The organism is Rhodoferax sp. LS1P39 (assembly GCF_056521425.1).
In genome coordinates this window covers 241,459-264,623 of sequence record NZ_JBWMAV010000005.1, presented here as the reverse complement: position 1 = coordinate 264,623, position 23,165 = coordinate 241,459, and the positions used below count along the sequence as shown (strand labels likewise).

Genomic DNA, 23,165 nt, shown 5'->3' with positions numbered 1-23,165 from the left:
TGATAGCTTTTTGTGCTCTGTGTATAAGCGGTAGAGCCCTGAAATGCTTGAAAATATCGGTAGCTAAAGCAGCCACTGCACCGCGGCAGAAAACGTCAAAAACGCCGCCGCCGTGGTCACCAGAATGATGCGGGCAATGCGCCCGTTGTCGGCCCCGAAGCGCTCGGCCAGCAGGGTTACGTTGCTGGCGCTGGGCAGGGCGGCCACCAGTACCAGCACGTGCAGCGTAAATGGTGCCAGCGGCACGCCGCAGCGTATGGCCGCCGTGCCCACGCCCCATACCAGCAGCGGGTGCACAAACAGCTTGATGCCCGCCACCGGCAGGTAGTCGCGCAGCAGCGGCGCAGCATGGCCCCGGCTGGCCAGCATGTGCGAGCGGGCCAGCACCGCACCAATGGTGAACAGCGCCACCGGCGATGCCGCATCGGCCAGCAGCCCCACGGTTTGCTGCGCCGGGCCGGGCAGCTTGAACCCGGTGGCCGAGGCCAGGCCGCCCAGCAAGATCGCCCAGGGCATGGGGTTGCGTAGCACGCCGCGCAGGGCCTGGCGCGCCGCATGGCCCATGCCGTGCGTGCCTGCATGGTCCAGCTGCGACAAGGCGATGCACAGCGAGGTGGTCACCACCATGTCCACCACGATGGCCACAATCGCCGGGCCTGCCGCCTGCGCGCCCAGCAGCGCCACCAGCAGCGGCACGCCCATGAAGCCGGTGTTGGGGAATGCCGCTACCAGCGCACCAAACGCCGCGTCGTTCCAGCCTATGCGCGCGTTGCGGCTGAACCCCACCGTGCCCGCTACGATGGCCAGGCCGCACAGCAGGTAGGTGAAAAACGCGCTGCCGTCCAGCAGTTGCGCCAGCGGCGTGCTGGCGCCAAACCGGTACAGCATGCAGGGCAGGGCGAAGAACAGCACAAAGCCGTTCATCCCCGGTATCGCCTCCAGCGGCAGCATGCGGCGGCGCGCCGCCAGGTACCCGGCTAGGACCAGGGCGAAGAAGGGGAAGGTGATGGCGAGGATTTGCAGCACGGTGGCCAACTATACATTTCATAGCTGCTCACGCTCACGCAATAAGCGCTAGCGGCCTAAACGGCCATTTTTATCCCAGTGCCTACAGGGAACGGCGGGTTATCCATAGTTACAGCTTGCAACCGTGGTTGTACGATGTCACATCACTAACTGGAGACCCCATGCACGTTCCGCGACATTTGATTTCCTCTACCGCCCTGGCCGCCGTGGTGTGCTGCGCTGCGGCATCCGTGGCCGCCAAGACCCTGGTGTATGTATCCAACGCCGATAGCAAAGAGATCCATGTCCTGGAGTTGGATGCCCGTAACGGGGCCCTTACGCTGGTCGAGAAAGTGCCGACCGGGGGCACGGTGATGCCGCTGGCGGTCAGCCCGGACCGGCGGTTCTTGTACGCATCGCTGCGCTCGGCACCGTTTTCGGTCACCACTTTCGCGATTGCGCCCGACAGCGGCAAGCTGACTTCGCTGGCCACCGTGCCGCTGGCCGACAACATGGCCAACATCGCGACCGACAAGACGGGCCGCTTTCTGCTGGCCGCGTCGTATGGAGGCGACAAAATCTCGGTCAACCCGATTGCTGCCAACGGCCTGGTCGATGCCACGCCTGTCGCCGTCATCCCCACCGGCAAAAATGCCCATGCGGTGTTGACCGATGCGGGCAACACCCATGTGCTGGTCTCCAACCTGGGCAGCGACGCGATGCTGCAATACAAATTTGATCCCGCCACCGGCCGGGTCGAGCCCAATACACCGCCCGCGCAAGCCACGGTCAAGGGGGCAGGGCCGCGCCACTTCGTGTTCCATCCCAACCAGCGCTTTGTGTTTGGCACCAATGAGCTGAACGGCACCGTCAGTGCCTATGGCTACAACGCGGCCCAGGGCACGCTGAACTGGTTGAGTACGGTGTCGGCGCTGCCCGCAGGCTTCGTCTGGAAAGAGGCGCTGGCCACCGCCGATATCCACCTCACACCCAACGGCCAGTTTTTGTACGCTACCGAGCGCACCTCCAACACCCTGAGCGCTTACCGGGTGGATGCCGAAACCGGCGGCTTGGCGCTGGTGGCCCAATACCCCACCGAAACCCAGCCACGCGGCTTCAACATCGACCCCCAGGGCCAATATCTGCTGGCCGCGGGGCAAAAGTCGCACGCCCTGACCAGCTACCGCATCCACCCGGACACGGGTGCGCTGACGGTGCTGCAACGCTACGACATGGGCAAGAACCCCAACTGGGTGGAAATCATCGACCTGCCTTGAAAAATGCAGCCATTCTTGCAATCTGCGTTTCTGGCGCAAAGTGCGGGTTCTTGAAAGGACAACACCATGGCAATTGAAACCGCAGTATTGGCCGGAGGCTGCTTTTGGGGCATGCAGGATTTGATCCGCAAGCTGCCCGGCGTGGTGTCCACCCGCGTGGGCTATGTGGGCGGCACCAACGACCACCCGAATTACCGCAACCACCCCGGCCATGCCGAGGGCGTGGCGATCGGCTTTGACAACACCGCTACCAGCTACCGCGCGATTCTGGAGTTCTTCTTCCAGATCCACGACCCGAGCACGGTGAACCGCCAGGGCAACGACGTGGGCACCAGCTACCGCTCGGCCATTTTTTATACCAGCGAAGCGCAAAAAGCCGTGGCCCTGGACACCATCCAGGACGTGAACGCCTCCGGCCTGTGGCCCGGCAAGGTGGTGACCGAGGTGTTGCCCGCGCCCACCTTCTGGGATGCCGAGCCCGAGCACCAGGACTATCTGGTGCACCGGCCCAACGGCTACACCTGCCACTTTGCCCGCCCGGGCTGGGTGTTGGGCAAGCGAGCCACAGCCTGACCAGTCGCCCCCTAGAGTGTTGTTAACACCGGTGTCCCCGCCTTCCCTGGGCGAGCGCAGCAAAGCCTGTTCGTGAACTGCGCAGGACTGGCTTTGCCAGACTGCTGCAGTTGCCCCCTGCAAGGGGGTTGGCGAAAAGCGCTTGCGCTGTAGCCTGGGGGTGTGCCATTCACCCCAGTGCGGTATCCAGCAGCATCATCAAAACAAAGCCCAGCATCAGCCCGCCGGTGGCCCAGGCTTCGTGGCCTTTGCGGTGCGACTCGGGGATGATCTCGTGGCTGATCACAAACAGCATTGCACCCGCCGCAAAGCCCAGGCCCCAGGGCAGCAGGCTGGCCGACTGGCTGATGGCGGCGGCACCCAGCACGGCACCCAGCGGCTCCACCAGGCCCGAGGCCATGCCCAACGCCACAGCAAAGCCTCGCCGATAGCCCGCAGTCAGCAGCGCCATGGCGACCACCAGACCTTCGGGCACGTCCTGGATGGCGATGCCGGTGGCCAGCGCGGTGGCGCGCAGCGGGTCGGTGGCGGCGTAGCCCACGCCAATTGCTAGGCCCTCGGGCAGGTTGTGCAGGGTGATGGCAAACACAAACAGCCAGGTGCGGCGCAACGTGCGTGGCGAGGGTCTGCCTTCCACCCCTTTGATGAAGTGTTCATGCGGCAGCAGGCGTTCCATGGCCAGCAGCACTGCCCCGCCCAGCAGAATAGATGCGCCCAGCATGCCGCCCGCACCCCAGCCGCTGGCCCCGGCGGCACGCGCCGCGGCCAGGCCGGGAATGATCAGCGAGAACGCGCTGGCCGCCAGCATCACCCCGGCACCAAAGCCAAACAGCGTGTCCTGGGTGCGTTCAGAGAGCTTGTGCGAGAACACCACGGGCAGTGTGCCCAGGGCCGTGGCCAGCGCCGCCACCGAGCCGCCCACCAGCGCGTTCAGCACCACCGGGTGCGCCAGGCAGTAGTGCCAGAAGTCGCTGGCCAGCACGGCCGCGCCCAGCAAAGCGATGCCGCCGCCGAGCCATCTACGCAGCAGGCGTGGTGTAAGGGCAGGTGCAGAAGAGGTGGTCATGCAAAACATCCATGGAGCCGGTGCATGGACGGCAGCACCGGGCCCTTTGCGTTGAATGGAGTTTTGCGTATTCAGGCCATCAAATGATAACCGTTCGCATTTAAATAATCTATAGCTGAATCTGCTTGCTGGTGGCCAATTCGATGCCCTGCGCCTGCATGCCCATTAAGAACGCGTCGTGCTGGGCCTGGAAACCGGCCACCGGGCTCATGCAGTCGGTGAGCAGCACGATGCGCTGGGGCTTTTGGCGGGCAAGGTGCTCCACGATGTGCTCGGTGGTGGCGCGCACGCAGTGGCTGCTGGCTTCGCCTGCAATCAGCAGCACGTCGGCCTGGTCCATGGCGGACATCAGCGCGTGGTTCAGGCCGGTGGCTTCGTCGTGCGCGTCGGGCACCTCGGCCATCACCGCGCTGTAGTGCTCGGTCCAGGGGTTGCTGCCCTTGGTGAGCTTGGTGGCGTTGCGGCCCTGCTGGTCTTCCCAGGCGTTGTAGGCGGCGCGCACCTCGGCATGCACGTTGTGGCCCCAGGTGCCAATTTCACAGTGCACCGGCCAGACCATCAGCAGGTAGCGGCCCCGGGCTTCCAGTGCGTCCAGGTAGGCCAGGGTGCGGCCCAGCGCCCCGGGCTGGCGCGGCAGGTACTGGCCCGCGTGCACGGCGGCGGCGGTGATGGTGGTGAACGGTGCCACCGCGCTGCCATCGGCCTGCTGCCAGAAGGTGGGGTGGGCAATGTCGATGCGGTGGTGCGAGTCCAGCGTCAGGGTGATGTCGGTTAGCGCCGACCCGTGCGTACGGATGAAGGCCGCCAGGCGCTGCATGTCGGCATCGGCACCGGCGACGGGCAGGGCAGCGCCCGGCAGATCGCAAAAGTCGTTTTGCGGGTCGATGATGAGCAGGTGGGTGTGGTGCGTCATGGCGATCAAGGGCTGGTGGTACTGGAGGTGCTAGAAGGGAGCAGCGAGCGCAGCGAAGGCAGAGACACGCCGTTGGCTTGCAAAACCTCATAACCCAGTGCCACCATCAGCGCCGCCATCAGCACGATGGCCAGTATCCAGGGTGCACGGCTGCGCCGCCGCCGCCGGGGCTGCGGGGGCAGGGGCGGCATGGTGAAACCGGAATGGATGGGGGCCTGCCTGGGCGCGGGCGCAGGTACGGGTGTGGGTGTGGGTGTGGGTGCAGGCGGCACGGGCGGGGCAGGGACCGGAGGTGGTGGCGCCGGAGGTGCCGGAGGGGCTGTGGGCTTGGCCATGGCTTGCTCCAGCAGGGACATGCGCGGTGGCACGGGCAGGGCGGCCGCACACTGGGCGCACACGGTCGCGTCCCGGGCGTTTGCGGTTTTACAGACGGGGCAGAGGAGGCTCATGTTTCAACTCGGTTAGATGGGGCACACAGGAACCAGTCCTGTGGATGCAATGTCACATGATGACAGCAGCCACCCACGATAATCGCGCTCCATGGACATTCTCATGCAACTTCTCGACTTCATCCTCCACGTAGACAAATACCTGGAGGCCTTTGTGACCAGCTATGGGCCCTGGGTCTATGCGCTGCTGTTTCTGATCATCTTTGTGGAGACCGGCGTGGTGGTCATGCCGTTTCTGCCGGGTGACTCGCTGCTGTTTGTGGTGGGCGCCATGTGCGGCGTGGGGCTGATGTCCTACCCGCTGGCCGTGGGCCTGCTGCTGGCGGCGGCCATCCTGGGCAACCAGTGCAACTACGCGATTGGCCGCTACTTGGGCCCCAAGGTGTTCCAGTGGGAGAACTCCAAGCTCTTCAACAAGCAGGCCTTCAACCAGGCGCATGCGTTCTACGAGCGCTACGGCGGTATCACCCTGGTCGCCGCCCGCTTCATGCCGTTTTTGCGCACCTTTGCGCCCTTTGTGGCCGGGGTGGCCATGATGGGCCGCGCCAAGTTCACGTTTTACGACGTGCTGGGCGGTGTGCTGTGGGTGGCAGGCATCATTACCATCGGTTACTTCTTTGGCAACCTGCCGTGGGTCAAGCAGCACCTGGACAAGATCATCTGGGCCATGATCTTGATCCCCGGCCTGGTGATTGTGCTAGGCGCCGTCAAGGGCCGCATGTCTGGCAAGGTCTCGGGTGCGTAGTGCTTAATTTTTAAGCGCTGCAAGCTTTGTCGTTATAAATCAAGCACTTAACCGCCCTATACAAGTGCTTGGCAGGGTTATCCACAAGCTTATCCAGTGTTGACAGGGAGAACTTGGAGCCAGTGGACAACCACTACAATCCGACGCTTCACCGGGGGTGTCCGCGATAGGTTAGCGGACTGAGAAATACCCCACACCTGATCTGGGTCATGCCAGCGGAGGGAGCGTGATGGGTCAGATCTGGGGCCTTTTCATGCGTCCGCCGCTGGCGCATTGAAAGACAACCATGCTGCACCGCCGCACTTTTTCACTCGCCGCCGCACTGGCTGTATCCGTTTCGCTTCCGGCCTTAGCCCAGGACACCCCGCTGCGCGTGTTGGTGCACAGTTCGTTCTCGCTGCCCAAGCCGCTGCTGGCCCGGTTCGAGGCCGAATCCGGCATCAAGCTCAGCCTCATCAAGGCCGGTGACGCGGGCGAGATGCTCAACAAGCTCATCCTCACCCGCGCCCAGCCCATTGCCGACGTGGTGTTTGGCCTGGACAACGCGTCCGTCGCCAAGGCCCAGGCCAACAAGGTGCTGGAGCCGGTGGCTTACACCCAGGGCTCGGCCATCGCCCAGGTGGGTGCCAACGTGGTGCCGGTGGACTACGGCTTCGTCAACCTCAACTTCGACAAGGCGGCATTCGCCAAGAGCGGCCTGCCGCTGCCCAAAACTCTGGAAGACCTGGCCCAGCCCACCTACCGCAACCTCTTAGTGGTGCCCAACCCCGCCACCTCCAGCCCCGGCTACGCGTTTTTGCTGGCCACCATTGCCGGCATGGGCGAAGAAAAGGCCTTTGACTGGTGGGCCCGCATGCGCGGCAACGGCGTGAAAGCCGTCAAGGGCTGGACCGAGGCCTATTACACCGAGTTCAGCCGCAACGGCGGCACCCGCCCGCTGGTGGTGAGCTACGCCAGCAGCCCGGCAGCCGAGGTGTTCTACAGCAAAGAAAAAATCACCGAATCGCCCACCGGCAACCTGTTCTTCAAGGGCGGCGTGTTCCGCCAGGTGGAGGGCGTGGCCCTGGTGGCGGGCGGCGGCCAGCGCGAGGCGGCGACTAAGTTCATCCGCTTCATGCGTTCCGGCGTGGTGCAAGAGGCTTTGCAGACCAGCATGTGGATGTACCCCATTGAAGCCCACACGCCCCTGGCCGAAGTGATGAAGCACGCCGTGGAGCCCACCGCCTTTGACAGCCTGCCCGCCGAGACCATTGCCGACAAGGGTACGGGCTGGGTGGCGCGCTGGACGCAGGTGGTTCTGAAGTAAATGCCGTCTCGCCGCTGGCTGCTGGCGCTGCTGCCGCTTCTGGCCCTGGCCGTGCTGCTGGTGGCCCCGGTGCTGCGGCTGGCGGGCGAGGGCTGGTGGGGCGATCTGGCCACGCAAACCCGTAGTTCCCCGTGGGCGCTGTGGACCGATCCGTACCTGCGCTGGCGCGTGCTGTGGTCGGTGCTGCAGGCAGGGGCGACGTGTATCGCCGCGCTGCTGCTAGGCCTGCCCGTGGCCTGGGTGCTGGCGCGCTGGGAGTTTGCGGGCCGCAGCCTGGTTTTGCGCCTGTTGATGCTGCCGTTTGTGGTGCCCACCCTGGTCGCCGCGCTGGGCGTGTTGGCGCTGTGGGGGCCGCGCGGGCTGCTTAGTGGCTGGCTGGATGTGAACCTGCAAGATACGCCCTGGCTGCTGCTGTATGGCAATCTGTTTTTCAACCTGTGCGTGGTGGTGCGCGCCGGGGTGGATGCGCTGGAGCACGTGAGCGCGCCGCGCGTCGCCGCTGCACGCACCCTGGGTGCCACGCCGTGGCGGGCGTTCTGGCGGGTCGAGTGGCCCGCCATTCTGCCCTGGCTGGCATCGAGCCTGTGCCTGGTGTTTTTGTACTGCTTTGCCGGGTTTGGCCTGGCCCTGGTGCTGGGCGGCCAGCGCTACGCTACGGTGGAGGTCGAGATCTACACCCTGGTCGCCCACGAGCTGCAACTGGCCCCTGCTTGCCTGCTGGCGCTGTGGATGTTGCTGCTGACCGGCGCGGTGGCTTGGGCGTATGCATTGATTGAAAAGCGCCTGGCCACGCCCACCCGCGTGCAGCCCATCGCCCGCCAGCGCCCCAGCCGCCTGGCGCACTGGCTGGGGGTGGCGGCGGCACTCGGTGTGCTGGCCTTTTTCTGCGCCGCACCGCTGGTGGCGATTGTCTGGCGCGCTGCCCACGCGGGCTGGGACACCTGGGCGTTGGTGGCCGACGAAGAGACGCTGGCCGCGCTGTGGAACACCCTGCGCTTCTCCGCCACCGCGCTGCTGCTGGCCACCGTGCTGGGCGTGCTGCACGCGCTGGCCGCGCACAGCTCGGTAGCGATGCGTGCCGCCGCGTTCCTGCCCTTCGTGGTGTCGCCCATCACCGTGGCCTTTGGCCTGCTGCTGCTGTACCCGCAATGGACCGCCAGCCTGCCGCTGTTGCTGTGCGCCTACGCCGTGCTGGCCTATCCGTTTATCGCCAAGTCGCTGGCCTCCGCGCTGGACAGCGTGCCCGAGCACCTGCCCCAGGCCGCCCGCAGCCTGGGTGCCAGCCCATGGCGGGTGTTTTGGCGCGTGACCCTGCCCATGGTGGCCCCCGCGCTGCGCCGGGGCATGGCGTTTGCGGCTGCCACCGCCCTGGGCGAATTCGCCGTCACCCTGTTTTTATCCCGCCCCGAATGGGCCACGCTGACCACGCTGATCTACCAGCGCCTGGGCCGCCCGGGGGCCGCCAATGGCGACGCGGCGCTGGTGCTGGCCTGCGTGCTGATGGCCCTGGCCCTGGCAGCGTTTGCGTTGATCGAAGGTCCACGCCGGACAGAATCTCCCCATGCTTGAACTGCGCCAAATCACCAAACACTACGGCCCGCGCTTGCTGGCCGACCAGCTCAGCCTGCAAGTCGCCGAGGGCGAAATCGTCGCCTTGCTGGGCCCCTCGGGCAGCGGCAAAAGCACCTTGCTGAAAATCGCCGCAGGGCTGGAAGCCGCCGAGGCGGGCAGCGTGTGGTTTGACAACGAAGACATCAGCCGCCTGCCGCCCGAACGGCGCGGCTTTGCGCTGATGTTCCAGGACTTTGCACTGTTTCCACACCTGGACGTGCGCGACAACGTGGCCTTTGGCTTGGTCGAGCAGCGGGTGCCCAAGGCCCAGGCCCGGCAACGTGCCGAGGCCTTGCTGGAGCGCTTTGGCCTGGCCAACCACGCCCGGCACCGGGTCTGGACGCTGTCGGGTGGCGAGCAGCAGCGGGTGGCCCTGGCGCGGGCCCTCATCACCGCGCCGCGCGCGCTGCTGCTGGACGAGCCGTTTTCCGCCCTGGATGCCGCCCTGCGCCGCGACCTGCAAGCGGAATTTCGCCAGCGCATCTTCGATGCCGGTATGGCCACGGTGTTGGTTACCCACGACGAAGCCGAAGCCCAGGCCATGGCCACGCGCGGCCTGCGCTTGGTGGATGGGCGGCTGGCGCAGTTGTGGTGATTTGCTACTAAATAAGTAGCTTCTCACGCCGATGGAATAAGCGCTGGAGGCTTATTTCTTATAAATCTGCCAAGGCCAGGTGGGGTTGGCAAGGCACCGAAGACGTGCACCAAATTGAGGCAAAACTGCGCCTTATACCAAACAAGAATAGCTAATGTGCATTTTTCCGTGCACGCGCGCACCGGCCTTGTGCGATACTAGGGTTAACCCTGAAAACACAGGCACCGTTTTACCCCCGGATATTTTGGCCATGCACATTCTTTATTTATTTTGGTTCTCCGCGCGCAATGCCGCCCACGCACTGGGCCGCCATCTGGACCAGCAAGACCAGCGCAATGTAGACAGCTACCTGGGCAAAGCCCAGTCGTTCGCCGACCTCGAGTCCCGTGAACGCCAGTGGCTGCAATCTCAATAATTTTTTAATTTTCAGGCCAACGCCTGAGCCCTTTTTGGAGTTTCACCATGCAAGCTTTGTATTTCATCAAGTCCCTGTTCGCCGTTGCCCAGATCCAGTTCGCCCCCGGCGAGCGCGTGAACCTGGTGCGCCGTGGCAGCATCGAGCGCACCGACGGCTACGTGCTGGCGCAGACCGACAAGGGCGTGCTGGTCGAATGGCCCCGTGCCGGTTCCAGCCTGGTGAACTCGACCGACCTGACCGTCATCGTCTAAATTCCCGCGCTTACTGGGTGCCGAAGATACGGTCACCCGCATCGCCCAGACCGGGCACGATGTAGCCGTGGCTGTTGAGCTGGCGGTCGATGGCGGCGGTATAAATCGCCACATCCGGATGCGCAGCCTGCAACGCGGCCACGCCTTCGGGGCAGGTCAGCAGGCAGACAAACTTGATCGACTTGGGGTTCAGCTCCTTGAGCCGCTCCACCGCCGCAATGGCCGAGTTGCCGGTGGCCAGCATCGGGTCGACGATCACCACATCGCGCTCTTCCATGTCCTTGGGCATCTTGAAGTAATACTCCACGGCCGTCAGCGTCTTGGGGTCGCGGTACAGGCCCACATGGCCCACGCGCGCGCCCGGCACCACGCTGAGCATGCCCTCCAGAATGCCGTTGCCCGCGCGCAGGATGGACACAAACACCAGCTTCTTGCCGTCGATCACCTTGGCGGTCATGGTTTCCAGGGGGGTTTCGATCTCTACATCCTGCATCGCCATGTCGCGCGTGACCTCGTAGGCCATCAGCGAGCTCAGCTCGTTGAGCAGGCGGCGGAAGGTGTTGGTGCTGGCATCCTTGCGGCGCATCAGCGTCAGCTTGTGTTGCACCAGCGGGTGGTTGATCAGGTGGACGTTGCTCATGGTGTGCTTCTTCAATGGGTTAAAAAACGGTGCCATCGCTGGCGATGTTCAAGGGAGGCGTTCCTCCCCGCAAGCGCTGGGCCAGCACGCGGCCTGCCGCCCAGGTGCCGCCCTCCAGCACGCAGGCCAAGGGCATTTGCGCGGCGGTGAGGCCTAGCTCGGCGCGCACCAGCGGGGCCAGTTCGTCCAGCAGGGCCACCGTCAAGGCGCGCCATTCGACGATGCATTCATCGCCCGCCGTTTGTGCCTGGGTGGCCAGGGCCGGGTCTTTCAACACCAGCACGCCGCCGTCCAGTAGCAGGCCGCCGTTGCGGTACTCGGGCAGGCCCGTTAGCGCATCCAGCCCGGTGACGGTCACATCGGCCCATTCCAGCGGCTCCAACAGCGAATAGGTCAGCCATTGCGACAGCTTGTGGAAGGGCATCCAGCCTGCGCTGGCACCTTCGCCGGGTACGGCGCTGTGCTGCCAGCAGTCGCCCAGTGCAATTTCACCTCCATCGTCAGTTTTAATAGCATTCTGTGCAGGCCAGATGGGCGAGAGCGTGCTTAAAAGTGCCACAAGAATGTCGTGCGCCGCCACGGTGGGCTCGTCGGTATCGGCGGGCACCAGATGGTCAAACAAACGGCCCGGACGGCACAGGCCGCCCGCACCGCCAAACACTTCGGGCTGGCTTGCAATGACTTCGCCCAGGCGGCGCAACAGCGCAGCGCGGCCTTCCAGACCGACCAGCGGGTTTTCCACGCCGACCTGGAAGGCATCGCCCAACTGGCGCGAGGTGAGAGATTGCAAACCCAGCGCGTCGGCCTGGCAGGGTTGGGTGGGCTTGCTGGAAAACAGGCCTTTGGTGAAGGCGTTGAAGCTGGCCACGCCCAGGCCTTCGGAGCGGCTGAGCTTCTGCCCCGTGCGCGGGTCGGTGTAGCTCCAGTCGGGGCCTGCGCCTGCGTCCAGCAGCACGCTGACGATGGCCAGGTCGATCTGCGCCCGGGCGCGTTTGGCCACCGAGACCTTGCCCAGTTCTTCGGTCATCTGGTCCACACGCTTGACGCCGCCCGCCTCAAAATGCCGCCAGCGGCTGTGGTACGGGATCTGCAGGCTGGGGTAGTTTTTGCGGGTGACCTCGGCTACCAGCTGCGCGGTGGGGGCCAGCGCGGCATCCACCACGGTGAAGTATTGGGACTCGCCCGCGCGGGCACGGGCCAGCAAGCCCTGGGCGCGTGCACGCACGGTTTTTGTAGAGCGTAAAAGCGTGCTGGCGCTTATTGCATCAGCGCGGGTAGCTATCAAATCCATAGTCATTCAGTCAATCCACGGCCCTTGGCCTTTTTGAGTTCTTCGGCATCCGGCACCGCACCGGGGGTGAAGTAGCCTGCAGCCATTTTCGCGTCCATTTCCACCTGGGCATCGGCGGGGATCATGTGCTCGGGAATATTCACCCGCCGCACCACCTCGATACCGGCGCGGGTGATGGCGTCGTATTTCATGTTGCTCATCGACACCAGGCGGTGGATTTTGCGGATGCCCAGCCAGTTCAGCACGTCGGGCATGAGCTCCTGGAAGCGCATATCCTGCACGCCCGCCACGCATTCGGTGCGGTTGAAATACTGGTCGGCGGTGTCGCCACCGACCTGGCGCTTGCGGGCGTTGTAGACCAGGAACTTGGTGACTTCGCCCAAGGCACGGCCTTCCTTGCGGAAGTAGCTGACCAGACCCACGCCGCCACGCTGCGCACCCTGGATACATTCCTCAATGGCGTGCGTCAGGTAGGGGCGGCAGGTGCAGATGTCGGAGCCGAACACGTCCGAGCCGTTGCACTCGTCGTGCACGCGGGCGGTGAGCTCCACCTCGGGGTTCGCCAAGTCGCGCGGGTTGCCAAAGATGTAGGCCGTGAGTCCACCGATGGGGGGCAAAAACACTTCCAGGTCGCTGCGTGTCACCAGTTCGGGGTACATGCCGCCGGTTTCCTCAAACAACACGCGGCGCAGCTCGGCTTCGGTGCAGCCAAAGCGCTTGGCCACTTCGGGCAAAAACCACACCGGCTCCACGGCGACCTTGGTGACCATGGCCGCACCACCGGCGGTGAGGAACTTGCCGTCGGCCTTCAGGCGGCCCGACTGCAGCGCCTCGATCACCTCGGGCAGGATCACATGGGCCTGGGTGACGGCGATGGTGGGGCGGATGTCATAGCCCGCCGCCAACTCCCCGGCAAATACCTCGGCAATTGTTGCGCCCCAGGGGTCCATGGCGACGATGCGGCCCGGCTCGCTCCACTGCGGGTAGGGGCCGATGATGTCGGTGGGCATGGTGTTGGTCAGGTCGGCCTTGTGCTGCGGCGACAGGCCACCCGAAGCAACTGCAAGCGCGCGGTAAATGCTGTAACTGCCGCTGTGGGTGCCGATGACGTTGCGGTGGCTGCGCTTGGTAGTCGTGCCCACCACCGGGCCGCGTTCGGCGGCGGTGGCGGCTGCCCAGCGGATGGGCAGCGCGCCATAGCCGCTGGCGTGCGAGGTGAGGCGGATGTGGCTGGTTTGCGCGGGAGCCATGGAGCCGGTGGCGGTATCAGCGGGCATAAGGAGTCCTCACATGTCGGGTCGGTTGGCGTAACAATTTGGGTGCACGCTATGCATTTTGCATGCCGAACCGCTGCCAAACTGCGGCTGGCAGGGGGGGTGTCAAAAAACCTTCATCCAGCCGCCCTACATTTGCCATCACATGGCGGATACCCCGCAGTGCACCGCCCACGCATGGGCGAAAGAAGGCCACCTTGAAAACCAAATCCTATATCCAGCTTGCCGTTGTCGGCCTTATTTCCGGCATGGCCTTAACGGCCTGCGGTGGCGGTGACGACGCACCCGCTGTCTGGCCACCGGTGCCGACGCTGATCGGTCACCGCGGTGCGTCCGCACTGCGCCCGGAGCACACCATTGCCGCCTACACCCAGGCCATTGAAGACGGTGCCAACATCATCGAACCCGATCTGGTCAGTACCAAGGACGGCGTGCTGGTAGCCCGCCACGAGAACGCCATCGCCATCCTGAACGCCGACGGCAGCGTGCGCGAGGCCACCACCGACATCGTGGACCGCCCTGAGTTCGCCTCTCGCAAGACCACCAAAACGATAGACGGCACGGCCATCACCGGCTGGTTTACCGAAGACCTGACCCTGGCCGAGCTGAAAACCCTGCGCGCCCGCGAGCGCATTCCGGCCATCCGCCCGGCCAACGTGGCCTACAACGGCCAGTTCCAGATTCCTACCTTCCAGGAAGTGATTGACCTGGCCAAGTCCAAGTCGATCGAAAAAGGCCGCACTATCGGCATCTACCCCGAAACCAAGCACCCCACCTATTTCCAATCGATTGGCTTGCCGCTGGAAAAGCGCCTGGTGGACGTGCTGAAGACGAACGGCTGGAATTCCAGGAACGCACCGGTGTTCATCCAGTCGTTCGAGGTGGCGAATCTGAAAGAAATCCGCACCATGACCACCGCGCGTATCGTGCAACTGCTGTCGTCCAGCGGCCGCCCGTACGACTTTGTGGCGGCCGGTGCCAGCGAAACCCGCCGCTACGCAGACGTGATCACCCCGGCCGGGCTGAAGGAAGTGGCCACCTACGCCAACGCCATTGGCCCGAGCAAAGACATGGTGATTCCGCTGGTCAGCGGCAACCTGGGTACGCCCACGGCGTTGGTGGCCAATGCCAAGGCGGCGGGCTTGGCGGTGCACATCTACACCCTGCGGCCTGAAAACAACTTTTTGCCCACCAGCCTGAAGAAGGCCCCGATCACCGACCCCACGGTGCGCGGCGACAGCGTCACCGAAATCCAGACCTTTTTGCAGACCGGGATCGACGGCTTTTTTACCGATGACCCAGCGGTGGGCAAAGAGGCGATCCGCACCTTCGTGAAGAAGTAGGCGGGCCAGGGCGGCGCAAGAGCTTAGCGCCGACCCCCAAAGATACTGCCTAGTACGCCGCGCAAGATCTCTTGCCCGACCTTGGTGCCCATGGTACGCACGGCGGACTTCACCATGGTTTGTGCCAGGCCGTCGCGCTTGCCGCCGCGTGGGCCGGTGCTGCCAAACAAGATGTCGTTCAGGCCGCCCATCAGGCCGCCGCCTTCTGCCGCAGCGGGCGGAGCCATGCCGGGCAGGGTGGGAGGCTGCGCAGACGCAGAGGCGTTGGCTGCGGTGGTCTCCGTCCGGCCTTTGAGCTTCTCGAAGGCCGATTCGCGGTCTAGCAGCTTCTCATACACGCCTGCCACCAGCGAGTTGGCGATCAGCGACTGGCGTTGCTCTGGCGTGATGGGGCCGAGCTGGCTGCCCGGTGGCAGCACGAACACGCGCTCGGTGATGCTGGGGCGGCCCTTGGCATCCAGCAGGCTCACCAGCGCCTCGCCCACGGCCAGCTCGGTGATGGCGGCTTCGATGTCCAGCCCGGGCTTTTGGCGCATGGTTTGTGCCGTGGCCTTGACGGCCTTCTGGTCGCGCGGGGTGAACGCGCGCAGGGCGTGCTGCACGCGGTTGCCCAGTTGGGCCAGCACGGTATCGGGAATATCCAGCGGGTTTTGCGTCACAAAGTACACACCCACGCCCTTGGAGCGCACCAGGCGCACCACCAGTTCGATGCGTTCCACCAGCGCCTTGGGCGCTTCGTTGAACAGCAAATGCGCTTCGTCGAAGAAGAACACCAGTTTGGGCTGCTCGGGGTCGCCGATTTCGGGGAGCTGTTCGAACAACTCGGACAGCATCCACAGCAAAAACGTGGCGTACAGGCGCGGCGAGTTCATCAGCTTGTCGGCGGTGAGGATGTTGACCACGCCTTGGCCGTCCACCGTTTGCATGAAGTCGCTGATGTTGAGCATGGGCTCGCCAAAGAACTTGTCGCCGCCCTGTGATTCGATCTGCAGCAGGCCGCGCTGGATGGCGCCCACGCTGGCGGCAGACACGTTGCCATACTGGGTGGTGAACTCGCTGCTGTTGTCGCCCACGTACTGCAGCATGGCGCGCAGGTCTTTCAGGTCGAGCAGCAGCAGGCCGTGGTCATCGGCGATCTTGAACACCATGTTGAGCACGCCGCCCTGGGTGTCGTTCAGGTTCAACATGCGGCCCAGCAGCAACGGGCCCATGTCGGACACGGTGGCCCGCACCGGGTGGCCTTGCTCGCCAAACACGTCCCACAGCGTGGCGGGGCAGGCCAGGGACTCGGGCTGGTCAATGCCGCGCTCTTTCAGGATACCGGCCAGCTTGTCGCCGATGCGGCCCGCCTGGCTGATGCCGGTCAGGTCGCCTTTGACATCGGCCATGAACACTGGAACGCCGATTTTGGAGAAATTCTCCGCCAGGGTCTGCAAGGTGACGGTTTTGCCCGTGCCGGTGGCTCCGGTGATCAGGCCGTGGCGGTTCGCCAACGCAGGCAGCAATTCGCAAAGGGTGGTGGCGTTTTTGGCAATTAAGATGGGTTCGGCCATGGCGAGAGTCCTGACGTGTAGGTAGTAGGACTTACGCAGCGCCCCTGTGCCGCCCTTCGGGCTTACAGGGGGAACTTGCGTACGTCCTGGGTAAGTAAAATCTGGCTGTAGATTAAATCAATTGACAAGGAATTTTTGTGGCTGGTCACAGTAAATGGGCGAATATTCAGCACCGCAAGGGCCGCCAGGACGAGAAGCGGGGCAAGATCTGGACCCGCGTGATCCGCGAGATCATGGTGGCGGCACGCCTGGGCGGTGGCGACCTGAGCATCAACCCGCGTCTGCGCCTGGCCGTGGAAAAGGCCAAGGCAGCCAATCTGGCCGCCGAGACGGTCAAGCGCAACATCGAAAAAGCCACCGGTACGCTCGAAGGCGTGTCGTACGAAGAAATCCGCTACGAAGGCTACGGCATCGGCGGTGCGGCCATCATCGTGGACACCATGACCGACAACCGTGTGCGTACCGTGGCCGAAGTGCGCCACGCCTTCAGCAAATACGGCGGCAACATGGGCACCGAAGGTTCGGTGGCGTTCCAGTTCAAGCACTGCGGGCAAATCATCTTTGCCCCGGGCACCAACGAAGACAAACTCATGGAAGTGGCCCTGGAAGCCGGGGCCGAAGATGTGATTACCGATGAAGACGGTGCCATCGAAGTGCTGACCGCCTACACCGATTTTGAAACCGTGAAGCTGGCGCTGGAAAAAGCCGGTTTCCAATCCGACCTGGCCGAAGTCACCATGCGCGCCGACAACACGATCGACCTTACGGGCGAGGACGCCGAAAAAATGCAAAAACTACTGGATGTGCTCGAAGACCTGGACGATGTCCAAGAAGTCTTTCACAACGCTGGCCTATGAAAGTCTTAGTCATTGGCGGCGGTGGCCGCGAACATGCACTCGCCTGGAAGCTCAACACCTGTGCCCGCGTGAGCCAGGTCTACGTGGCCCCCGGCAACGGCGGCACGGCCCTGGACGACCAGCTCATCAACATCAATATCACCGACGTGCAGGCGCTGCGCAAATGGGCGCAGACCGAAGGCATTTCGCTGACCTTGGTCGGCCCCGAAGGCCCGCTGGCCGCCGGTGTGGTGGACGAGTTCCGCAGCCACGGCATGCGTATTTTTGGCGCGACCAAGGCCGCCGCGCAGCTGGAGAGTTCGAAGGCGTTTTCCAAAGCCTTCATGCAGCGCCACGCCATTCCCACGGCCGAATTTGAAACCTTTACCGACCCCGCAGCGGCCCACGCCTATGTGGAGCAAAAGGGCGCGCCCATCGTGGTCAAGGCCGACGGCCTGGCCGCAGGCAAAGGCGTGGTGGTGGCGCAGACGCTGGCCGAGGCCCATGAGGCCATCGACTTCATGCTGCTGGACAACACCCTGGGCGTGAGCCATAACGAAGGCGGGGCGCGCGTCGTCATCGAAGAGTTTTTGGCGGGCGAAGAAGCCAGCTTCATCGTCATGTGCGATGGCAAGAACGTGATTCCCCTGGCCACCAGCCAGGACCACAAGCGACTGCTCGACGGCGATAACGGCCCCAACACCGGCGGCATGGGTGCGTATTCGCCCGCGCCAGTGGTCACGGCCGATGTGCACGCACGGGCCATGCGTGAAATCATCCTGCCCACCATCAAGGGCATGGAAAAAGACGGCATCACCTACACCGGCTTTTTGTATGCCGGGCTGATGATCGATGCCAAGGGAAAGCCCAAGACGCTGGAGTTCAACTGCCGCCTGGGCGACCCCGAAACCCAGCCGCTGATGATGCGGTTGAAGTCCGACCTGTTCGAAGTCCTGTGGGCGGCCACCGAGCCCGGCCCCCACGGCAAGCTGGACCAGATCAGCCTGGACTGGGACCGCCGCATCGCCCTGGGCGTGGTGCTGGCAGCCCACGGCTACCCCATGACCCCGCGCAAGGGCGATGCCATCACCGGCCTGCCCAAAAATACCGATGACGCGGTGGTGTTCCACGCGGGCACCACCAAGCAGGCCGATGTGGTGTCTACCTCGGGTGGGCGCGTGCTGTGCGTCACCGTGCTGGCAGACAACGTCAAGCTGGCGCAGCAGCACGCCTATGAAGTCACCCGTGGCATCCAGTTCGACGGCATGCAGTACCGCCGCGACATCGGATTCCGCGCGGTCAAGGCCTGAGCTTGCATACCGCCGATGTGATGCGGGCCTATCTGCTGGGCCTGCAGTCTTCCATTACCACCCGCATGGCGGAGCTGGATGGCGGTAGTTTCCTGAGCGATGCCTGGGAAAAGCCACCGGGTGAAAAGCTGCAAGGGCAGGGCATCACCCAGATTCTGGAAAACGGTGCGGTGCTGGAGCGCGCAGGCTGCGGCTTTTCGCATGTGCGCGGGCCGCAATTGCCGCCCAGTGCCACCCAGCACCGGCCCCAATTGGCGGGTGCGCCGTTTGAGGCCATGGGCGTGTCGCTGGTGTTCCATCCGCGCAACCCGTATGCGCCCACGGTGCACATGAATGTGCGCATGATCGTGGCCACGCCCGAGGGCGGCGAGCCGGTCTGCTGGTTTGGCGGCGGCATGGACCTGACACCCATGTACGGCTTTGAGGAAGATGCGGTGCATTTCCACCGCACTTGCCAGACCGCCCTGGCCCCGTTTGGGGACGACAAATACCCGCGCTTCAAGCAGTGGTGCGACGAGTACTTCTACCTCAAGCACCGGCTGGAGCCGCGTGGCATTGGCGGCGTGTTTTTCGATGACTTTTCCGAGCTGGGCACCGAAGGCAGCCTGGCCATGGTGCAGGCCGTGGGATCGGCGTTTCTGGATGCCTACGTGCCGATTTTGCAGCGCCGCAAAGACACGCCGTATGGCGAACGCGAGCGGGCTTTTCAGCTATACCGGCGTGGGCGCTACGTGGAGTTCAACCTGGTGTGGGATCGGGGCACGCACTTTGGCCTGCAGTCGGGTGGGCGCACCGAATCCATCCTGCTGTCGATGCCGCCACTGGCCAGTTGGTCGTACCAAAATACACCGGAGCCGGGCTCGGCAGAAGAAGCCTTGACCCGCGAATTTCTGGTTGCCCGCGCATGGGTGTGAGCTCGCCCGTGCGCCGACTTGGCGTATTCGGCGGTGCGTTTGATCCGCCGCACCTGATGCACGTAGCCCTGGTGCGGACTGCCTTGGCGCAGTTGCAGTTGGACGCGCTGTACGTGTTTCCCACCGGCCACGCCTGGCACAAAAGCCGCACGCTCAGCCCGGCGACCGACCGGCTGGCCATGGCCCAATTGGCCTTTGGCGAGATCCCCGGCGTGGTGGTGGACAAGCGCGAAATTGAGCGCAGCGGCCCCACCTACACCATCGATACTTTGCACGAACTGCAGGCCGAAAAACCCCAGGCACAGCTCTACCTGGTGATGGGCGAAGACCAGGCGACACGGCTGCCCACCTGGCACGGTTGGGAAGAGATTGTGCAGGCAGCTATAATTTGTGTAGCTTCTCGTGCCGATGAATCAAGCGCTAGCAGGTCATTTGTGCCTGAATTCTTGCCTGAGCTCTTGCATTCGGGCCGTTACCAGGCGCTGCAGGTTCCCCCCATGGAACTCAGCGCCACCGACATCCGCCACCGCGTCGCCACCTCGCAAGGGATAGCCCATCTGGTTCCCGAGGGCGTAGCGCGCTATATTGACCACCACCTTCTTTACCGAACCGACCGATGACCACTTCTGCCCAAAACGAAACCGTTGCCAAAAAAGACACCCAAAAACTCCAGCGCGCCATCGTCGATGGTCTGGAGGATGTCAAAGCAGTGGACATCGTCGTGTTTGACACCGAAGGCCTGTCGGCCTTGTTCGAGCGCGTGATCATCGCCTCGGGCACCTCGAACCGCCAAACCAAGGCGCTGGCCGCCAGCGTGCGCGATGCCGTGCGCGATGCTGGTTTTGCCAAGCCCCGCATGGAAGGCGAATCCAATGGCGAATGGATCATTGTGGATTGCGGCCGCGCCGTGGTGCACATCATGCAACCCGCTATCCGCCAGTACTACCACCTGGAAGAGCTGTGGGGCGAAAAGCCCATCCGCCTCAAGCTGGGTGCCGCCAAGCCGCTGCCCAAGGCCGAAGAAGTCAAACCTGCCAAGCCGGCCAAGAAGGTACCGGCCAAAAAGCTGTCGCCCGCTGCCGCCAAACGTGCAGCCAAGATTGCCGACCGCGAATACGCCGAAAGCCTGCTGGCCCCCGAGCGTCCGGTGCTGGAAGTGGCACCCAAGCGCGCTGCCCGCAAGACGGCTGTGGCCACGCCCGTGCCATCCAAGACCTCGACTTCGACCCGTGGCCCGGTGAAAACAGCGGCTAAAACCGCGGCCAAGACGGCGGTGAAAGCACCTGCCAAAACCGCAGCCGTCAAAACCGTGGCCAAGACCGTGGTCATCAAGGCCCCGATCGAGACCGTGAAGAAAGCCGCTGCCGCCAAGCGTGCTGCGCCCAAACCTTCCAAAACCGCTAAAGCGCCTGCCAAGCGCGCCACTGGCCGCAAGTAAATGAAGCTGGTGATAGTAGCGGTAGGCCAGCGCATGCCCGACTGGGCGCAAACTGCCTACGACGACTACGCCAAACGCTTCCCGCCCGAGCTCAAGGTGGAGCTCAAGGCCGTCAAGACCGAACCCCGGGGCTCCAAAACCCTGGAGACGATTTACGCGGCCGAGCGTGAACGCATAGAAGCCGCCATCCAGTCCAGCATTGGCCGCAATGCCCGTATCGTGGCCCTGGATGAACGGGGTACTACGCTGACGACAAAAGCATTGGCGGTTAAGCTCAAGGGCTGGCAATTGGAGAGCGACGACGTGGCCCTGGTGATTGGCGGCCCGGACGGCCTGGACCCGGCGTTCCGCCAGGCGGCCCATGAGCGCATCCGCCTGTCGGACCTGACCCTGCCGCACGCCTTTGCCCGCGTGCTGCTGGTCGAACAGTTGTACCGGGCGTGGTCGGTCAATGCCAACCACCCCTACCACCGAGAATGAGCCTATGCTGAGTTGGTTTGAAAACCTCGTCCATCCCTACACGGACGACACCCCCCAGCCGCCACCGCGCGGCTTTTTTCATTTTGTGTGGGCCTGCACCTTCGGCGTGCGCAAATACATCCTGGCCATGACGCTGCTCACGGCCAGCGTGGGCGTGTTCGAGGCTTTGCTGTTTGCCATGATGGGCCGGGTGGTGGACTGGCTGGGCACGGTGCAACCGGCTTTGCTGTGGTCGCAAGAAAAGAACAATTTATTGCTCCTGTGCTTGCTGCTATTGGGAAGTCCGCTATTGATTGCATTGCAAACCCTGTTCAAGCACCAGACCCTGGCCGCCAACTTTCCGATGATGCTGCGCTGGAAGTTTCACCGGCTGATGCTGGGCCAGAGCATGGGCTTTTACCAGGACGAGTTTGCCGGGCGCGTGGCTACCAAGGTGATGCAGACCGCGCTGGCCGTGCGCGATGTGTGCATGATCCTGGGCGACATACTGGTGTTTGTGACCATCTACTTCGTCACCATGGTGGCGGTGGTGGGTAGCTTTGATGCCTGGATGCTGTTGCCCTTTCTGGGCTGGGTGGTGTTGTATGGCCTGGCCATCCGCTACTTTGTGCCGCGCCTGTCGGGTGTGGCCAAAAAACAGGCCGATGCCCGCTCGCTGATGACGGGGCGCATCACCGATGCCTACACCAACATCGCCACCGTCAAGCTGTTCTCGCACGCCGGGCGTGAGGCGGGTTTTGCCCGCTCGGCCATGCAGGACTTTCTGCTGACGGTGCACCGGCAAATGCGGCTGGTGAGTGGCTTTGAGGTGGTCAACCACATACTCGGTATCTTGCTGATTCTGTCCACCGCCGGGCTGGCGCTGTGGCTGTGGACGCAGGGCCAGGTGGGTGTGGGTGCCGTAGCGGCGGCCACCGCCATGTCGCTGCGCCTGAACGGTATTTCGCACTGGGTGATGTGGGAAATGGCTTCGCTGTTCGAGCATGTGGGTACGGTGCAGGATGGCCTGAACACCTTGTCGCGCCCGCAGGCCGTGCAGGATGTGCCCCAGGCCCAGCCGCTGCAGGTACCCAAGGGCGAGGTACGGTTCGAGAATGTGGACTTTGCCTACGGTGCCAAGGGGCCGGGGGCCCGCAAGGTGATAGACCAGATGTCGCTGCACATCCGCGCCGGAGAGAAGATTGGACTGGTGGGTCGCTCAGGCGCGGGCAAGTCCACCATCGTGAACCTGCTGCTGCGGTTTTACGACGTGGAGCAGGGCCGCATTCTGGTCGATGGGCAGGACATTTCGCAGGTCACCCAGGAGAGCCTGCGCGCGCAGATCGGCATGGTCACGCAAGACACCTCGCTGCTGCACCGCTCAGTGCGCGACAACATCCTTTACGGTCGGCCAGATGCCACCGATGCCCACATGGAAGCGGCAGCGCGCCGTGCCGAGGCTTTTGACTTCATTCACACCCTGAGCGACCCGAGTGGCCGTACCGGCTTTGATGCCCATGTGGGCGAACGCGGCGTGAAACTGTCGGGCGGCCAGCGCCAGCGCATCGCGATTGCCCGGGTGATGCTGAAAGATGCGCCCATCCTGCTGCTGGACGAGGCCACCAGCGCCTTGGACTCGGAGGTCGAAGCCGCCATCCAGTCCAGCCTGTACCGGCTGATGGAAGGTAAAACCGTGGTCGCCATCGCCCACCGCCTGTCTACTATTGCGGCCATGGACCGGCTGGTGGTGCTGGACAAGGGCCGCATCGTCGAGATGGGCGACCACCGCAGCCTGCTGGCCTCGGGTGGCCTGTACGCTCGGCTGTGGGCGCACCAGAGCGGCGGTTTTCTGGGGGAAGAGGACGACGAACCCGCAGGGGTGGCTACGGTGTAGCCCT

General features: G+C 63.9%; 24 protein-coding genes and 1 riboswitch. Of the genes, 16 read left to right on the top strand and 8 right to left on the bottom strand.

The window, feature by feature from the left end; genetic code table 11:
• Positions 1-63: 63 nt before the first annotated feature.
• Entirely contained in the window at positions 64-1,026 is a 963-nt protein-coding gene (locus AC097O_RS11320; protein WP_479592867.1) for an AEC family transporter, read from the bottom strand.
• Positions 1,027-1,187: 161 nt separating this feature from the next.
• Between AC097O_RS11320 and AC097O_RS11315 the strand changes: the two genes are divergently transcribed.
• Positions 1,188-2,282, top strand: coding sequence for a lactonase family protein (locus AC097O_RS11315; protein ID WP_479592866.1), 1,095 nt, complete (start codon positions 1,188-1,190; stop codon positions 2,280-2,282).
• A 66-nt stretch (positions 2,283-2,348) separates the two neighbouring features.
• The gene (msrA, locus tag AC097O_RS11310; protein WP_479592865.1) at positions 2,349-2,855 is read left to right on the top strand and encodes a peptide-methionine (S)-S-oxide reductase MsrA; all 507 of its coding nucleotides are present in this window, start codon (positions 2,349-2,351) and stop codon (positions 2,853-2,855) included.
• 169 nt (positions 2,856-3,024) lie between these two features.
• Here msrA and AC097O_RS11305 read toward each other — a convergent pair whose 3' ends face one another.
• The 3 genes from AC097O_RS11305 to AC097O_RS11295 all read right to left on the bottom strand — a co-directional run bounded on the left by AC097O_RS11305 (position 3,025) and on the right by AC097O_RS11295 (position 5,283).
• Entirely contained in the window at positions 3,025-3,921 is an 897-nt protein-coding gene (locus AC097O_RS11305; RefSeq protein WP_479592864.1) for a ZIP family metal transporter, read from the bottom strand.
• Between the two features lie 109 nt (positions 3,922-4,030).
• A complete protein-coding gene (locus AC097O_RS11300) occupies positions 4,031-4,834 on the bottom strand; it encodes a cysteine hydrolase family protein (protein ID WP_479592863.1) in 804 nt (267 codons plus the stop codon).
• Positions 4,835-4,839: 5 nt separating this feature from the next.
• Positions 4,840-5,283 (bottom strand): hypothetical protein, encoded by a 444-nt coding sequence (locus AC097O_RS11295; RefSeq protein WP_479592862.1) that lies wholly within the window; start codon positions 5,281-5,283, stop codon positions 4,840-4,842.
• A gap of 91 nt (positions 5,284-5,374) precedes the next feature.
• Between AC097O_RS11295 and AC097O_RS11290 the strand changes: the two genes are divergently transcribed.
• From AC097O_RS11290 to AC097O_RS11265, 6 genes are all read left to right on the top strand, one after another.
• Positions 5,375-6,028: a VTT domain-containing protein gene (locus AC097O_RS11290; protein WP_479592861.1), complete on the top strand. Its 654-nt coding sequence runs from the start codon at positions 5,375-5,377 to the stop codon at positions 6,026-6,028.
• A gap of 143 nt (positions 6,029-6,171) precedes the next feature.
• A riboswitch (TPP riboswitch) is annotated at positions 6,172-6,270 on the top strand.
• Between the two features lie 44 nt (positions 6,271-6,314).
• On the top strand, positions 6,315-7,334 hold the full coding sequence (locus AC097O_RS11285) for a thiamine ABC transporter substrate-binding protein (protein WP_479592860.1): 1,020 nt from the start codon (positions 6,315-6,317) through the stop codon (positions 7,332-7,334).
• The gene (locus AC097O_RS11280) at positions 7,335-8,903 is read left to right on the top strand and encodes an ABC transporter permease (protein WP_479592859.1); all 1,569 of its coding nucleotides are present in this window, start codon (positions 7,335-7,337) and stop codon (positions 8,901-8,903) included.
• The gene (locus tag AC097O_RS11275) at positions 8,896-9,540 is read left to right on the top strand and encodes an ABC transporter ATP-binding protein (protein ID WP_479592858.1); all 645 of its coding nucleotides are present in this window, start codon (positions 8,896-8,898) and stop codon (positions 9,538-9,540) included. The genes AC097O_RS11280 and AC097O_RS11275 overlap by 8 nt, the downstream gene beginning before the upstream one ends.
• Before the next feature lie 250 nt (positions 9,541-9,790).
• Positions 9,791-9,955, top strand: coding sequence for a hypothetical protein (locus AC097O_RS11270; RefSeq protein ID WP_479592857.1), 165 nt, complete (start codon positions 9,791-9,793; stop codon positions 9,953-9,955).
• 47 nt (positions 9,956-10,002) lie between these two features.
• Positions 10,003-10,209, top strand: coding sequence for a hypothetical protein (locus tag AC097O_RS11265; RefSeq protein WP_315184959.1), 207 nt, complete (start codon positions 10,003-10,005; stop codon positions 10,207-10,209).
• Between the two features lie 10 nt (positions 10,210-10,219).
• Here AC097O_RS11265 and upp read toward each other — a convergent pair whose 3' ends face one another.
• From upp to AC097O_RS11250, 3 genes are read right to left on the bottom strand one after another with little or no spacing between them, the layout of a single operon-like run.
• A complete protein-coding gene (gene upp / locus AC097O_RS11260; protein WP_295958421.1) occupies positions 10,220-10,849 on the bottom strand; it encodes a uracil phosphoribosyltransferase in 630 nt (209 codons plus the stop codon).
• A gap of 19 nt (positions 10,850-10,868) precedes the next feature.
• Positions 10,869-12,140, bottom strand: a complete 1,272-nt coding sequence (locus tag AC097O_RS11255; RefSeq protein ID WP_479592856.1) for a URC4/urg3 family protein — start codon at positions 12,138-12,140, stop codon at positions 10,869-10,871.
• A gap of 2 nt (positions 12,141-12,142) precedes the next feature.
• Entirely contained in the window at positions 12,143-13,417 is a 1,275-nt protein-coding gene (locus AC097O_RS11250; protein ID WP_479592855.1) for a GTP cyclohydrolase II, read from the bottom strand.
• 245 nt (positions 13,418-13,662) lie between these two features.
• On the opposite strand from AC097O_RS11250, the gene AC097O_RS11245 reads away from it, so the two are divergent.
• A complete protein-coding gene (locus AC097O_RS11245) occupies positions 13,663-14,757 on the top strand; it encodes a glycerophosphodiester phosphodiesterase (RefSeq protein WP_479592922.1) in 1,095 nt (364 codons plus the stop codon).
• A 23-nt stretch (positions 14,758-14,780) separates the two neighbouring features.
• Here AC097O_RS11245 and AC097O_RS11240 read toward each other — a convergent pair whose 3' ends face one another.
• The gene (locus AC097O_RS11240; RefSeq protein ID WP_479592854.1) at positions 14,781-16,310 is read right to left on the bottom strand and encodes a helicase HerA-like domain-containing protein; all 1,530 of its coding nucleotides are present in this window, start codon (positions 16,308-16,310) and stop codon (positions 14,781-14,783) included.
• Between the two features lie 137 nt (positions 16,311-16,447).
• Here AC097O_RS11240 and AC097O_RS11235 point away from each other — a divergent pair, with 137 nt between their 5' ends.
• Genes AC097O_RS11235 through AC097O_RS11205 form a run of 7 tightly spaced genes read left to right on the top strand, consistent with a single transcriptional unit; the run spans position 16,448 to position 23,161 of the window.
• Positions 16,448-17,167, top strand: a complete 720-nt coding sequence (locus AC097O_RS11235) for a YebC/PmpR family DNA-binding transcriptional regulator (protein ID WP_479592853.1) — start codon at positions 16,448-16,450, stop codon at positions 17,165-17,167.
• Positions 17,164-18,456 (top strand): phosphoribosylamine--glycine ligase, encoded by a 1,293-nt coding sequence (gene purD / locus AC097O_RS11230; protein ID WP_479592852.1) that lies wholly within the window; start codon positions 17,164-17,166, stop codon positions 18,454-18,456. Before AC097O_RS11235 ends, purD begins: the two co-directional genes overlap by 4 nt.
• A 20-nt stretch (positions 18,457-18,476) precedes the next feature.
• The gene (gene hemF / locus AC097O_RS11225) at positions 18,477-19,370 is read left to right on the top strand and encodes an oxygen-dependent coproporphyrinogen oxidase (RefSeq protein WP_479592921.1); all 894 of its coding nucleotides are present in this window, start codon (positions 18,477-18,479) and stop codon (positions 19,368-19,370) included.
• Complete coding sequence (gene nadD / locus AC097O_RS11220; RefSeq protein ID WP_479592851.1) at positions 19,361-19,990, top strand: nicotinate-nucleotide adenylyltransferase; 630 nt, start codon at positions 19,361-19,363, stop codon at positions 19,988-19,990. Before hemF ends, nadD begins: the two co-directional genes overlap by 10 nt.
• On the top strand, positions 19,987-20,808 hold the full coding sequence (gene rsfS, locus AC097O_RS11215) for a ribosome silencing factor (protein ID WP_479592850.1): 822 nt from the start codon (positions 19,987-19,989) through the stop codon (positions 20,806-20,808). Before nadD ends, rsfS begins: the two co-directional genes overlap by 4 nt.
• Positions 20,809-21,288 (top strand): 23S rRNA (pseudouridine(1915)-N(3))-methyltransferase RlmH, encoded by a 480-nt coding sequence (rlmH, locus tag AC097O_RS11210; RefSeq protein ID WP_315226551.1) that lies wholly within the window; start codon positions 20,809-20,811, stop codon positions 21,286-21,288.
• Positions 21,289-21,292: 4 nt separating this feature from the next.
• Positions 21,293-23,161: an ABC transporter ATP-binding protein gene (locus AC097O_RS11205; RefSeq protein WP_479592849.1), complete on the top strand. Its 1,869-nt coding sequence runs from the start codon at positions 21,293-21,295 to the stop codon at positions 23,159-23,161.
• The last annotated feature ends 4 nt before the right edge of the window (positions 23,162-23,165 follow it).